The organism is Kineococcus indalonis (assembly GCF_009906395.1).
Classification (GTDB): Bacteria; Actinomycetota; Actinomycetes; order Actinomycetales; family Kineococcaceae; genus Kineococcus; species Kineococcus indalonis.
The window spans coordinates 1-12,411 of the sequence record NZ_JAAALM010000059.1; the positions used below are offsets into that span (position 1 = coordinate 1).

A 12,411-nucleotide genomic window follows, 5' to 3' on the forward strand; every position below is an offset into this window, starting at 1 on the left:
GTGCTCGACGACCCCGCCGAGCAGCGCCTCGCGCTCGCGGTGACCGGTTTCGCCGGCGCGGTGCGCGAGGTCGCCGACACCCTCGAACCCCACCGGCTGTGCGCCCACCTGCACGGGCTGGCCACCGCGCTGTCGTCCTTCTACGAGCGCTGCCCGGTCCTCGCCGCCGAGGGCGAGGTCCGCAGCAGCCGCCTGGCGCTGTGCCGGGCCGCGCAGCGGGTGCTGGCCGCCGGGCTGACGCTGCTGGGCATCACCGCCCTGGACGAGATGTGACCGAGGGGGTGCGGACGGCTCCCGCCGCGCCGGTGCCAGCAGGGACAGCGGGGTGGTGCGCGCGGTGCCGAGCACCCCGGTGCGGACCGCCGCCACGGTCGCCCCCTCGTGCCGGGGGCGCGGGGGCGGTGCCGCGGCACCGCCCCCGCGCCCTGCTCACCAGCGCTCGACGAGCTCCTGCAGGCGCTTGCGCATGGTGCGGCTGGACTCCTCGCGCCGCTCCTCCCAGGCGAAGACGCTGGAGCACAGCGCCCCGTCGAAGCCGACCTCGCCCAGGGCGGCGAAGATGCCCTCGAAGTCCACCTCGCCCTCGCCGATGTCGAGGTGCTGGTGCACCCGGGCGGTGGAGCCGGGCGGGTTGACGATGTAGCGCAGCCCGGAGGAGCCGCGCGGGTCGAAGGAGTCGGCCACGTGCACGTGGCGCACCAGGTCGCCGGCGTAGCGGATGATCCCCGGCCCGTCGCCGCCCTGGTGGAAGGTGTGCGGGGTGCAGTAGACGAACCCCACCCACGGCCGGTCCAGGCCGCGCACGAGGTCCACGGCGCGGAAGCCGTCCTCGACGAAGTCGTCCGGGTGCGGCTCCAGGCGCAGCTCGACGCCTGCGGACTCGAGGACCGGCGCCAGCTCCTCGAAGGAGTCCAGGAAGCGGGCCTCGCTGGCCTCGGGCAGCTCGGGGCGGCCGTTGAACTCCGACTGCACCACCGGCACGCCGAGCTCGGTGGTGATCTCCACGATGCGCTTGACGTTGCGCACCGCGGCGCGGCGCTCGTCCTCGCCGGGGCCGGACCAGCGCTGCACGAACTGCGTGGAGCACACCCCCACGCCCGCCGCGTCCAGCGCCGCGCGGAACTCCCGCACCGTGGCCAGGTCCACGCGCGGGTGGCGGAAGAAGGGGATGAAGTCCTCGCGGGGGGACAGCTCGATCCACTCGTAGCCCAGCTCCGCGACCACCGCCGGCAGCTGCAGCAGCGGCACGTCGCGGAACATGTAGGTGTCCAGGGCGATCTGCACGACGGGTCCTCCCTCAGGGGCGCGCGCCGAGGTCGACCTCGACGCGGCGGCCGGTGCGCAGGGACTCCACGCCGGCGGCGCAGACGGCGGCGGCGGCGTAGCCGTCCCACACGCCGGGGCCGTCGACGCCGGCGCCGCTGCGCACGGCGTCCACCCAGCGCTGGAACTCGGTGTCGTAGGCGGCGCCGAAGCGCTGCTTGAAGTCGGCGGCGATGGCCCCGCCCCAGCCGGCCGCGGAGTGCCGCACGAGGCCGACGCCGAGGCCGATCTGCGCGCTGCCGCGCTCGGCGACCAGCTCGGTGCGCACCTCGTAGCCGAACGTGGTGTTCACGAAGACCTCCACGTCGACGAGCGTGCCGCCCTCGGTCTCCATGAGGACGAACTGCGGGTCCTGCAGGCCCTCGGGGGCGTGCGAGGTGCGCCCGGGCCGCAGCACCGTGATGGCGGTGATCTCCTCGCCCAGCAGGAAGCGGGTCGCGTCCACCTCGTGCACCACCGAGTCCAGGACCAGCATCTCGGAGCTGAAGTTGGGCGGGGTGGTGGCGTTGCGGTGCACGCTGTGCAGGAACAGCGGCCGGCCCAGCTCCTGCGAGGCCACGAGCGCGCGCAGCTGCTCGTGCTCGGCGTCGAAGCGGCGCATGAAGCCGACCTGCACGAGCCGGCGGCCCAGGGCGTGCTCGGCCTCGACGACCTTGCGGGAGGTCTCCGGGGAGGTCGTCAGGGGCTTCTCGCACAGGACGTGCTTGCCGGCGCCCAGCGCCCGCAGGACGAGGTCCTCGTGGGTGAAGCCGGGGGTGGCGACGACGACCGCGTCGACGTCGGGGTCCTCGACGGCCGCGAGCGGGTCGTGCAGGGCGCGCACGCCGAACTCGGCGGCCACCGCGTCGGTGCGGGCGGCGTCCACGTCGCTGACGGCGACGAGCTCGGCCCCCTTGGTCAGCCTCGCCAGGCGCCGGGCGTGGTCCTGGCCCATCATCCCGACGCCGAGCACGGCGACGCGGAGGTCCCGGTCGTACCCCTCACGGGCGGTGTGTCGGGTCGTCTGCGTCGCCGTGCTCATGCGTCGATCACCTTCCGGTCTGTCGGGACGCCGCCAGGGCGGCGGCGGGCTCGGGGGTCTGGCCGGGGGCGGAGAGCTCGTGGCTGAGGGCCTGCAGCTCCGAACCGCCGGCCATCTCGTTGGTGAGCTGCTCCAGCGTGATGTCCGCGCGCGAGCGGTCCAGGGACACGTTGCCGCGGTTGAGGATCACGAAGTGGTTGCCCACCAGGTAGGCGTGGTGGGGGTTGTGGGTGATGAAGATGACGCCCAGGCCCGCGTCGCGGGCCTTGGCGACGTACTTCAGCACCACGCCGGACTGCTTCACGCCCAGCGCCGCGGTCGGCTCGTCGAGGATGAGCACCTTGGCGCCGAAGTAGATGGCGCGGGCGATGGCGATGCACTGGCGCTGGCCGCCGGACAGCGCCCCCACGGGGCGTTCGAGGTCGGGCACGCTGATGCCCATCTTGGTCAGCTCCTCGTCGGCGATGACCGTCATGCGCTTGACGTCCAGGCGCTTGAAGGGGCCGAAGCCGGTGGTCATCTCCGAGCCGAGGAAGAAGTTGCGCCAGATCGACATCAGCGGCACCAGGGCCAGGTCCTGGTAGACCGTGGCGATGCCGCGCTCCAGGGAGTCGCGCGGGGAGGTGAAGCGCACCTCCTCGCCGTTGACGACGAGGTGGCCGTCGGTGTGCTGGTGCAGCCCGGCGATGACCTTGATGAGCGTGGACTTGCCGGCGCCGTTGTCGCCGAGCACGCAGGTGATCTCCCCCTGGCGCACCGACAGCGACACCCCGCGCAGGGCGTGGACGTTGCCGTAGCTCTTGCCGACGTCCTCCAGGCGCAGGATCTCGCTGTTCGGGGGGTGACCGGCTCCGCCGTCGCGCGCGCCGTCGCTGCCGTGGGTCTGGGTGCTCATCGGTCCCTCACCTCTTCGCGGCCTGGTTCTTGACGACCAGGTTGACGATCGTGGCCAGCAGGAGCATCACGCCGAGGAACAGCTTGAACCAGTTCGCGTCCCAGCCGGCGTAGACGATGCCCAGGCTCGTCATGCCGAAGATCAGGGCGCCGATGGCCGAGCCGACGGCCGAGCCGTAGCCGCCGGTGAGCAGGCAGCCGCCGACGACGGCGGCGATGATGTAGATGAACTCCTGGCCCACGCCGCCGCCGGACTGGATGGAGTCGAAGCTGAACAGCTGGTGCATGCCGACGAACCAGCCGCAGAAGCCGACCGTCATGAACAGGCCGATCTTCGTCTTGCGGACCGGGACGCCGACCGCGCGGGCGGCCGCGTCGTCCCCGCCGACGGCGAAGATCCAGTTGCCCACGCGGGTGCGCAGCAGGGTCCAGGTGGCCAGGGCGACGAAGAGGATCCACCACAGCACGGTGATCCTGACGCCGACGCCGCCGACCTGGATCGTGGAGGCGAACACCGCCTGCGCGGAGGCGAAGCCGTCCATGTCGGCCACCGAGTCGGAGGAGACCCCGCCGGTCAGCAGCTTGGTGACGCCCAGGTTCAGGCCCTGGAGCATGAAGAACGTGCCCAGGGTGATGAGGAAGCTGGGCAGCCCGGTGCGCATGAGCAGCCAGCCGTTGAACGCCCCGATCGCCAGCGCCAGCAGCAGGGACACCAGGATCCCCACCCACAGGTTCAGCCGCAGCTGGTAGGCGAAGGTGGAGGCGGCCAGCGCGGAGGTGGTGACGACCACGCCGGCGGACAGGTCGAACTCCCCGCCGATCATCAGCAGGGCGACCGCCACGGCCATGATGCCGATGGTGGAGCCGGCGTAGGCCACCGTGGCCAGCGAGGCGGGCTGGCGGAAGGTGGGGGCCACGACCACGAAGAGGACGAAGACCGCGATGGCGCCGATCAGCGAGCCGATCTCCGGGCGCGAGAGCAGGCGCGAGGTCAGCGACCGCGTCTTGACCCGGTCGTCCTTGGCCCGCAGCGCGGGCGGGGAGGCGCTGGGCGTGCTGACGGAGGTGCTCACGGCCGCCTCACCTCGTCCCGTTGGCCGCGAACTCCGCGACGCGCTCGACGTTGCTGGAGTCGATGAACGCCGGGCCGGTCAGCGTGGCCTGCCCGCCGCCGATGGTGTTGCCGTTGGTGGCGTACAGCCACAGGGAGTCCACCGACAGGTAGCCCTGCAGGTACGGCTGCTGGTCCACGGCCCACTGCACGTCGCCGTCCTGGATGGCGCCGATGAGCTCCTTGTTGGTGTCGAAGGTCGCCACCTGCGCGCTGCTGCCGGCGGCCTGCACCGACTGCACCGCCGTCAGGGCGAAGGGAGCGCCCAGGGTGACCACCCGGTCGATGCTCGGGTCCTGCTGGAGCTTGGAGGTGATGGCCTGCTCCACCGAGGGCATGTCGGTGCCGGTGACGTACAGGACCTCGCTGGTGCCGTTGAAGGTGTTGTCCACGCCGCGGCAGCGCGCCTCCAGCCCGACGTGGCCCTGCTCCTGGATGACGCACAGCTCGTGCTGGGCGCCCTCCTGGGTGAGCCGGGTGCCGGCGGCCTCGCCGGCCAGCTCCTCGTCCTGGCCGAAGTAGCTCATCGCCCCGCTGGGCTCCCACTCCGCGAAGCCGCCGTTGAAGGCGACCACCGGGATGCCCGCCTCCCTGGCCTGCTGCACCACCGGGGTGAGCGCGTCGGCCTTGGCCAGGGTGACGGCGATGCCGTCCACCCCGGAGTCGATGGCGCTCTGGACCAGGTTGACCTGGTCGCCGGCCTCGGGGGCGCCCTGGAAGTTGAGCTCCACGTTGTCCTTGGCCGCGGCGGCCTCGGCGCCGGAGCGCACGATGTCCCAGAAGGTGTCGCCCGGGGCGGCGTGGGTGATCACGGCGATCTCCATGCGCGGGGTGTCGGCCACCCCGGCGGCGGCCCCGCCGCCCTCGTCGGCGGGCCGGCCACCGGAGGAGCTGCAGCCGGCCGTCGTCAGCGCGGCCACGGCCACGAAGGCGGCGGCGGCGGTCGTGCGCGAGCGAATCCTCATCGATCCGTTCCCTTCTGCCCGGGCACGTCTCGCCCGGTCCGGTGGAGCCCGCTGGCTGCCAGCGGGGTGGTGCGACGGTGCGGGTGGTGCGGCGGGCCCGGGCGGCGCCGGCCCCGGGCGGGGGCCGGCGCGGCGGGCTCAGGCCTGCGGCAGCCGGCAGGAGCGCAGGTAGGAGAAGGTGCGGCGGGCGATGGGCAGGGGGGCGTCGAAGGCGACCGGGTAGAGGTCCTGCTCGACGATGGCGAAGACGTCACGGTCGAGATCTTCCAGCGCCCGCAGCACCGGCGGCATCTCGGGGACGCCCCGGGGCGGCTCGACCATGGCGCCGAGCTTGACGGCGTCGCCGAAGCCGAGGTCCTCGGCCTTGACCTTGGCGACCACCTCGGGGTCGACCTGCTTGAGGTGGGCGTAGGCGATGCGGTCGGGGTACCGGCGGATGATCTCCAGGTTGTCCCCGCCGCTGTAGGCGACGTGACCGGTGTCCAGGCACAGCTTGACCGCGTCGGGGTCGGTCATCTCCAGGAAGCGCTCGACCTCGTCCTGGGTGTCCACGTGGGTGTCGGCGTGCGAGTGGAAGGCCATCTGCAGGCCGTAGCCGTCCTTGACCGCCCGGCCCAGGCGGTCCATGCCGGAGGCCAGGCGCGCCCAGCCCTCCTCGTCCAGCGTGCGCGGCTCCAGGGCCTCGCCGGTCTTGTCGCTGCGCCACTGGCCGGGGATGACGACCAGGTGGGTGCCGCCCACGGCCCGCGTCAGGGCGGCGACCTGCTCGACCTGGGCCCAGGCCTGGTCGTAGTGGTCCGGGCGGTGCAGCGCGGCGAAGATGGTGCCGGCGGAGACCCTCAGCCCGCGCGGGGCCAGCTCGTCGGCCAGCTGCTGGGGGTCGGTGGGCAGGTAGCCGTACGGGCCCAGCTCGATCCACTCGTAGCCCGCCTCGGCGACCTCGTCGAGGAAGCGGGACCACGGGGTCTGCAGCGGGTCGTCGGCGAACCAGACGCCCCAGGAGTCGGGGGCCGACCCGATGGTGATGCGGCTCACTTCAGGACCCTCCACGTCGTCGTGCTCCTGCGCCCCCAGCGGGCACGGGAACTGTCGCGCGCGGCGCGCGACCTGTCAAGCATTTGTCCAGACATCCTGACGTTTTCGGGCCCGGGGTGCACCGGACCCGGGACACCGTGGCACCGGTGCACCCCGGGCACCACCGGACGCGGCCGGCGGGCCCCGGACGAGCGGTCCTCAGACGAGCGGTCCTCAGACGAGCGGGCGCTGGCGGGCCTTGTGGCGCTCGTACTCCGCCCGGGCCCGCTGCGTGGAGCCCAGGTGGGAGACCTCCGAGACCGGCACGTCCCACCAGCCGCCGCCGTCGGGGGCCTCGGAGTGCAGGTCGGTCTCCACGTGCACCAGGGTCGACTCCTCCGAGGCCTTGGCGTCGCGCAGCGCCGCCACCAGCTCGGCGCGGGTGCGCACGCGCAGCACCCGCACGCCCAGGCTCTCGGCGTTGGCGGCCAGGTCCACCGGCAGCGTGCCGCCGGCCAGGTGGCCCTGCTCGTCGCGGTATCGGTACTTGGTGCCGTAGCGCTGCGAGCCGCGCGACTCGCTCAGCGCGCCGATGGAGGCGAAGCCGTGGTTCTGCAGCAGCACCACGACCACCTTGACGTGCTCCTGCACGGCCGTCACCAGCTCGGTGGGCATCATCAGGTACGAGCCGTCCCCCACCGTGATGAACACGTCGCGGTCGGGGGCGGCCATGCGCACCCCGATGCCCCCGGGGATCTCGTAGCCCATGCAGGAGTACCCGTACTCCACGTGGTAGCCCTTGCGGTCGCGGGTGCGCCACATGCAGTGCAGGTCCCCGGGCAGCGAGCCGGCCGCGCACACCACGACGTCGCGCGGCCCGGCGACCTCGTCGACCGCGCCGAGGACCTCCGCCTGCGCCAGCACCCCGTTGCGCTCGCCCAGCCCGGAGCGGTAGTAGCCCTCCACCACGGCGTCCCACTCGCGGTTCAGCCGGGCGGCGCGCTCGCGGTAGGCGTCGGGCGTGGAGAAGCCCTCCAGCGCCGCGGTCAGCGCCTGCAGCGCCTCGCGGGCGTCGGCCAGCACCGGCAGGCCGGCGTGCTTGACGGCGTCCAGGCCGGCGACGTTGACGTTCACGAAGCGCACACCGGGGTTCTGGAACGCGGTGCGCGAGGCGGTGGTGAAGTCCTGGTAGCGGGTGCCGACGCCGATGACGAGGTCGGCCTCGGCGGCGATCTCGTTGGCGGCGGTGGTGCCGGTGGAGCCGATGGCCCCCAGGCACAGCGGGTGGTCGTAGGGCAGCGTGCCCTTGCCCGCCTGGGTCTGGCCCACCGGGATGCCGGTGGCCTCGGCGAAGGCGCGCAGCGCGTCCTCGGCCTCGGAGTACGTCACGCCGCCGCCGGCGACGACCAGCGGCGCCTTCGCCGAGCGGACCAGGTCCGCGGCCTCCTGCACCAGCGCGCGCTCGGGCACCGGGCGCGCGATGCGCCAGGTGCGCTCGCGGAACAGCTCCACGGGCCAGTCGAACGCCTCGGCCTGCACGTCCTGGGGCAGGCAGACCGTCGCCGCGCCGGTCTGGGCGGGGTCGGTGAGCACCCGCATCGCGCCCAGCAGCGCCGCGGGCAGCTGCTCGGGGCGCCACACGCGGTCGAAGAAGCGCGACAGCGGGCGGAAGGCGTCGTTGACGGAGACGTCGTAGCCGGTGTCGGTCTCCAGCTCCTGCAGCACCGGGGAGGCGACGCGGGTGGCGAAGACGTCGCTGGGCAGCAGCAGCACCGGGATGCGGTTCACGGTCGCCAGCGCGGCGCCGGTGAGCATGTTCGACGAGCCCGGACCGATCGAGGCGGTCACGGCCATCGTCTGCAGCCGGTCCTTCTGGCGGGCGTAGCCGACGGCGGTGTGCACCATCGCCTGCTCGTTGCGGCCGGTGGCGTAGGGCACCTGCGCGGGCGGCTTCCAGCCGTCGCCGGCGTCGACCTCCAGCTCGGCCTCCAGCAGCGCCTGGGCGATCCCGGCCACGTTGCCGTGGCCGAAGATGCCCAGCACGCCGCCGAAGAACTGCCGGCGGACCCCGTCGCGCTCGGTGAACTGGCAGCTCAGGAAGCGCACGACCGCCTGGGCGACGGTCAGGCGGACGGTGGCCGCCGGGGCGGGGGTTGCTGCGCTCATGGCGATCGGCTCCGATCGGTCCGTGTCGGGGGGTTTCTCAGGCGCCGCTGGGCGCGGGGTGCAGGGGCAGGCGGGGGTCGACCTGCTGGCCGTCCCAGGTGCCGCGGACCCAGCCGTGGGCCGGGTCGTCGCAGATGCGCCAGGCCCGCTCGTCCTCCGGGCCGGCCATGACGTTCAGGTAGTACATGTCGTGCGAGGGCGAGGCGATGGACGGGCCGTGCCAGCCGTGCGGGATGAGCACGACGTCGCCGGAGCGGACCTCGGCCAGCACGTCGACGGGCCGCTCCGGCTCGCCGTACACGCGCTGGTAGCCCAGCCCGTCCTGCGCGCCCGGGGTGCCGGGCGGGGCCAGCGAGCGGAACTCGTAGTAGTAGACCTCCTCCAGCTCGCTCTCCACCGCACTGGTGCGGTCGTGGCGGTGCGGGGGGTACGAGGACCAGTTCGCGGCCGGGGTGAGCACCTCGCAGGCGATGAGCCGGTCCGTCTCGAACGCCTGCGGGGTGGCGAAGTTGTTCACCTGCCGGCTGCACCGCCCGGCGCCGCGCAGCTCCACCGGCACCCCCGCGGCGGGCCCGTAGCGGAAGGGCAGGCGCCGGCGCGCCCGGGCGCCGGGCAGGGACAGCACCGCGCCGTCGCGGCTGCTCACGCGCACGGTGCTGTCGCGGCCGACGTAGGCGAAGTCGCTCACGGCGTCGAAGACGCCGCTGCGCCCGGCCAGGTCGAGCACCTCGCCGTCGACCTCCACGCGCGCCGAGCCGGACAGCGGCAGCACGAGCACCTCGTCGTCGCCGGTGGCGAACTCGTGCGAGCCCCCGGCCGGCAGGGTGAGCGTGCGCAGGCTGGAGAACCCCCAGCCCGCCGACTCCGGGGTCACCACGAGGTCGAAGCCGTCGCGGGCGGTGGTGCCGCGGGGCAGGTGGTGGGGGTTGCGCGTCACGTCCCGGTCCCTCCTCCTCATCGTCGCGGTGGTCAGTGCACGAGCGAGGCGGCGGTGCGCACCGCGCCCGCCACGTCGTCGTCCGGCGGGTACAGCAGGGTGCGCCCGACGGTCAGCCCGCGCACCGACGGCAGCGACAGCGCCTTGCGCCAGGTCGCGAACGTCTCCTCCGGGGAGGTGCTCGGGTCCCCGCCGAGCAGGACGGTGGGCAGCGTCGTGGCCTCCATGACGCGCTCCATGTCGTCCACGACGGGCAGCTTCAGCCAGGTGTAGGCGGTGGTGCGGCCCAGGGCCTGCGCGACGTTCACGGACTTCACGACGCCGTCGGCGCTCAGGTCGTGCACGACCCTGCCGTCCACCCACCGCGACCAGAACGGCTCGACCATCGCGATCAGGCGGCGGGCGGCCAGCTCGCTGACGGCCTCCGCCGAGGCGGTCAGGGTCGGCAGGGTGCCGGCGTCGTCCAGCGCGATGCGGGTGAGGAGCTTGCCGCCGTCGAGGTTGGCGTCGGCGACGGCCTGCGCGTCGTAGCCGGTGAAGCGGTCGTCCAGCTCGAAGGAGGCGCCCTGCAGCCCGCCGCGGTTCATCGAGCCGAAGACGACCTTGCCCTCCAGCGCGCCCAGCAGCGCCAGGTCCTCGACGATGTCGGCGCTGCCCAGCAGGCCGTCCACGCCGGGGTCGGCCAGCGCCACGCGCAGCCGGTCCAGCAGCTCGGTGCGGCTGGCCATCGCCATGGGCCGGTCCCCCACGCCGTTGGCGCCGCGCGCGGGGTGGTCGGCCGCGACGACCATGAGGCGCCCGTCGGCGGGCAGCACGCGCTCGCGGCGGCGGCGGGCGCGCAGCACCTGCCCGATGCGCTCGGGCTCGAAGGCGCGGATGCCGGAGACCTCCGCGTAGTCCCTGGCGAACCCGGCGGCGGGGCCGGCGGCGGGGGCGGGGTTCTCAGGCACGGGCGGCGACCTCCTCGAGCAGGGCCTCGACCTCGACGGTCGTGGGCATGGCGGTGGAGCACTCCCGGCGGGTGGCGACGATCGCCCCGGCGGCGTTGGCGAAGCGCAGCACGCGCTCCAGGTCCCACCCGGCCAGCAGGCCGTGGCACAGGGCCCCGCCGAAGCCGTCCCCGGCGCCCAGGCCGTTGACCACCCGCACGGGCGTGGGGGGCACCTCGACGACCTCGTCGCGGGTCATGCCCAGCACGCCGCGCGGGCCCTGCTTGACGATCGCGACCTCCACGCCGGCGTCCAGCAGCGCCCGCGCGGCGCGGCGGGGCTCGGTCTCGCCGACGGCGACCTCGCACTCCTCCTTGTTGCCCACGGCGACGGTGACGTGCGGCAGGGCCCGGCGCACCTCGGCGCGCGCCAGCTCCGGGTCGGCCCAGAACATCGGCCGGTAGTCCAGGTCGAGCACCGTGAGCGGGGCGCGGGCCCGCGCGCGCCAGGCGGCGTGGTGCGCCCCGCGGCTGGGTTCCTCGCTCAGGCCGGTGACCGTCGCCCAGAACACCCCGGCGCCCGCGATCGCGGGCAGGTCCAGCTCCTCGGCGCGGATCTGCAGGTCCGGGGCGGTGGGCAGGCGGTAGAAGAGCAGCGGGAAGTGGTCCGGCGGGTACATCTCGCAGAACGCCAGCGGGGTGTTCAGCCCCTCGACGGCGGAGACGAACGCGTCGGAGACGCCGAGGTCCGCCAGCGCCTTGTGCACGAACGTGCCGAAGGCGTCGTGGCCGGTGCGGGTGATCACGGCCGTGGACCGCCCGTGCCGCGCGGCGGCGACCGCGACGTTGGTGGCGCTGCCGCCGAGGTACTTGCCGAAGGTCTCCACGTCCTCCAGACCCACGCCGTCCTGCAACGGGTACAGGTCGACGCCGACCCTGCCCATCGTCACCACGTCGAACGCGGCGCTGCTGCTCACGCGAGCCTCCCTGAAGTCGTCGTCGGGCGTCCTGCCGGCGGCACGGGGCGCCGCCCGGGAGGGAGCGCTCCGGTGCGCCCGGGAACGGTCCGTCCCTCCCGGGCGGTGCGTCGCCCGGGCCGCAGCGGCGCGGTGACGGGCCCAGCCTGCCGCGCGCTCCCAGCACTGTCAAGCATATGTAAGGACAAAGGGACATGCTGACGTGCAAGGCACCTGCCGGTTAGCATGGCGCGACGGCCGGCATCGGCTGGGCAGCGACGCTGAGCACAGGAGCCCCGCGGTGGACGACCTCTTCGACGACCTCGACCGTTCCAGCCCGGTCCCCCTGTACTTCCAGGTCGCCCGGCAGATCGAGCGGGCCATCGAGCTCGGCAAGCTGCCGCCCGGCTCCCGGCTGGAGAACGAGATCCACCTGGCCGACCGCCTGGGCCTGTCGCGCCCCACGATGCGCCGGGCCATCCAGCAGCTCGTCGACAAGGGCCTGCTGGTGCGCAAGCGCGGGGTGGGCACCCAGGTCGTGCACGGGCAGGTCACCCGCCCCGTGGAGCTGACCAGCCTGCACGACGACCTGGCCGCCAACGGCCAGCGCCCCGGCACGACGGTCCTCGTCCACGAGGTCGTGCCCGCCGCCGGCGAGGTCGCCGCGCGCCTGGCGGTGCCCGAGGGCAGCCCCGTGCTGCACCTGCGGCGGCTGCGCTGCTCGGGCGAGGAGCCGCTGGCCGTGCTGGAGAACTGGCTGCCCGAGCCGTTCACCGACATCGCCGAGGCCAGCCTGGCCGAGCGCGGGCTCTACCAGCTGCTGCGCTCGCGGGGCGTGGGCATGCGCGTGGCGCGCCAGCGCATCGGCGCCCGGCGCGGCACCGCCGAGGAGTGCCAGCTGCTCGCCGAGCACCGCGGCAGCCCGCTGCTGACCATGGAGCGCGCCACCCACGACGACTCCGGGCGGGCCGTGGAGTGGGGCCGGCACGTCTACCGGGCCAGCCGGTACGCCTTCGAGGTCACCCTCGTCGACCGCTGACCCCCGCCGGACGGCGCGCGGTCCCGGCGGGGGTCAGCGGTCGACGAGGGTGACCTC

12 protein-coding genes are annotated in these 12,411 nt (G+C 74.0%); 2 read left to right on the forward strand and 10 right to left on the reverse strand.

Annotated elements, in window-relative coordinates:
* Window positions 1-273: DALR anticodon-binding domain-containing protein (locus GTR00_RS05115; protein ID WP_276609982.1), on the forward strand; the 273-nt coding region annotated here is incomplete at its 5' end.
* A gap of 156 nt (window positions 274-429) precedes the next feature.
* On the opposite strand, the gene GTR00_RS05120 is transcribed toward GTR00_RS05115, so the two are convergent.
* The 10 genes from GTR00_RS05120 to iolC all read right to left on the reverse strand — a co-directional run bounded on the left by GTR00_RS05120 (window position 430) and on the right by iolC (window position 11,303).
* Window positions 430-1,284 (reverse strand): sugar phosphate isomerase/epimerase family protein, encoded by an 855-nt coding sequence (locus tag GTR00_RS05120; protein ID WP_166610557.1) that lies wholly within the window; start codon window positions 1,282-1,284, stop codon window positions 430-432.
* 13 nt (window positions 1,285-1,297) lie between these two features.
* Complete coding sequence (locus GTR00_RS05125; protein WP_166610558.1) at window positions 1,298-2,344, reverse strand: Gfo/Idh/MocA family protein; 1,047 nt, start codon at window positions 2,342-2,344, stop codon at window positions 1,298-1,300.
* Between the two features lie 7 nt (window positions 2,345-2,351).
* The gene (locus tag GTR00_RS05130) at window positions 2,352-3,239 is read right to left on the reverse strand and encodes an ATP-binding cassette domain-containing protein (protein WP_166610559.1); all 888 of its coding nucleotides are present in this window, start codon (window positions 3,237-3,239) and stop codon (window positions 2,352-2,354) included.
* Between the two features lie 7 nt (window positions 3,240-3,246).
* Window positions 3,247-4,311 carry an ABC transporter permease gene (locus GTR00_RS05135; protein ID WP_166610560.1) on the reverse strand — a complete coding sequence of 355 codons (1,065 nt, stop codon included), beginning with the start codon at window positions 4,309-4,311 and terminating at the stop codon, window positions 3,247-3,249.
* 7 nt (window positions 4,312-4,318) lie between these two features.
* A complete protein-coding gene (locus tag GTR00_RS05140) occupies window positions 4,319-5,314 on the reverse strand; it encodes a sugar ABC transporter substrate-binding protein (RefSeq protein WP_166610561.1) in 996 nt (331 codons plus the stop codon).
* A gap of 138 nt (window positions 5,315-5,452) precedes the next feature.
* Window positions 5,453-6,349 carry a sugar phosphate isomerase/epimerase family protein gene (locus tag GTR00_RS05145; RefSeq protein ID WP_166610562.1) on the reverse strand — a complete coding sequence of 299 codons (897 nt, stop codon included), beginning with the start codon at window positions 6,347-6,349 and terminating at the stop codon, window positions 5,453-5,455.
* Between the two features lie 213 nt (window positions 6,350-6,562).
* Window positions 6,563-8,494 carry a 3D-(3,5/4)-trihydroxycyclohexane-1,2-dione acylhydrolase (decyclizing) gene (iolD, locus tag GTR00_RS05150; protein WP_166610563.1) on the reverse strand — a complete coding sequence of 644 codons (1,932 nt, stop codon included), beginning with the start codon at window positions 8,492-8,494 and terminating at the stop codon, window positions 6,563-6,565.
* A gap of 37 nt (window positions 8,495-8,531) precedes the next feature.
* Window positions 8,532-9,452, reverse strand: a complete 921-nt coding sequence (iolB, locus tag GTR00_RS05155; protein ID WP_166610564.1) for a 5-deoxy-glucuronate isomerase — start codon at window positions 9,450-9,452, stop codon at window positions 8,532-8,534.
* Window positions 9,453-9,463: 11 nt separating this feature from the next.
* A complete protein-coding gene (locus GTR00_RS05160; protein ID WP_166610565.1) occupies window positions 9,464-10,381 on the reverse strand; it encodes a Cgl0159 family (beta/alpha)8-fold protein in 918 nt (305 codons plus the stop codon).
* The gene (gene iolC / locus GTR00_RS05165; protein ID WP_166610567.1) at window positions 10,374-11,303 is read right to left on the reverse strand and encodes a 5-dehydro-2-deoxygluconokinase; all 930 of its coding nucleotides are present in this window, start codon (window positions 11,301-11,303) and stop codon (window positions 10,374-10,376) included. Before iolC ends, GTR00_RS05160 begins: the two co-directional genes overlap by 8 nt.
* Before the next feature lie 313 nt (window positions 11,304-11,616).
* On the opposite strand from iolC, the gene GTR00_RS05170 reads away from it, so the two are divergent.
* A complete protein-coding gene (locus GTR00_RS05170) occupies window positions 11,617-12,354 on the forward strand; it encodes a GntR family transcriptional regulator (protein ID WP_166610566.1) in 738 nt (245 codons plus the stop codon).
* Window positions 12,355-12,411: the final 57 nt, after the last annotated feature.

Coding starts and splice junctions, on each gene's coding strand:
- GTR00_RS05125 (WP_166610558.1), bottom strand. CDS start 2,344: ATGAGCACGGCGACGCAGACGACCCGACACACCGCCCGTGAGGGGTAC.
- GTR00_RS05130 (WP_166610559.1), bottom strand. CDS start 3,239: ATGAGCACCCAGACCCACGGCAGCGACGGCGCGCGCGACGGCGGAGCC.
- iolB (WP_166610564.1), bottom strand. CDS start 9,452: ATGAGGAGGAGGGACCGGGACGTGACGCGCAACCCCCACCACCTGCCC.
- GTR00_RS05140 (WP_166610561.1), bottom strand. CDS start 5,314: ATGAGGATTCGCTCGCGCACGACCGCCGCCGCCGCCTTCGTGGCCGTG.
- iolC (WP_166610567.1), bottom strand. CDS start 11,303: ATGGGCAGGGTCGGCGTCGACCTGTACCCGTTGCAGGACGGCGTGGGT.
- iolD (WP_166610563.1), bottom strand. CDS start 8,494: ATGAGCGCAGCAACCCCCGCCCCGGCGGCCACCGTCCGCCTGACCGTC.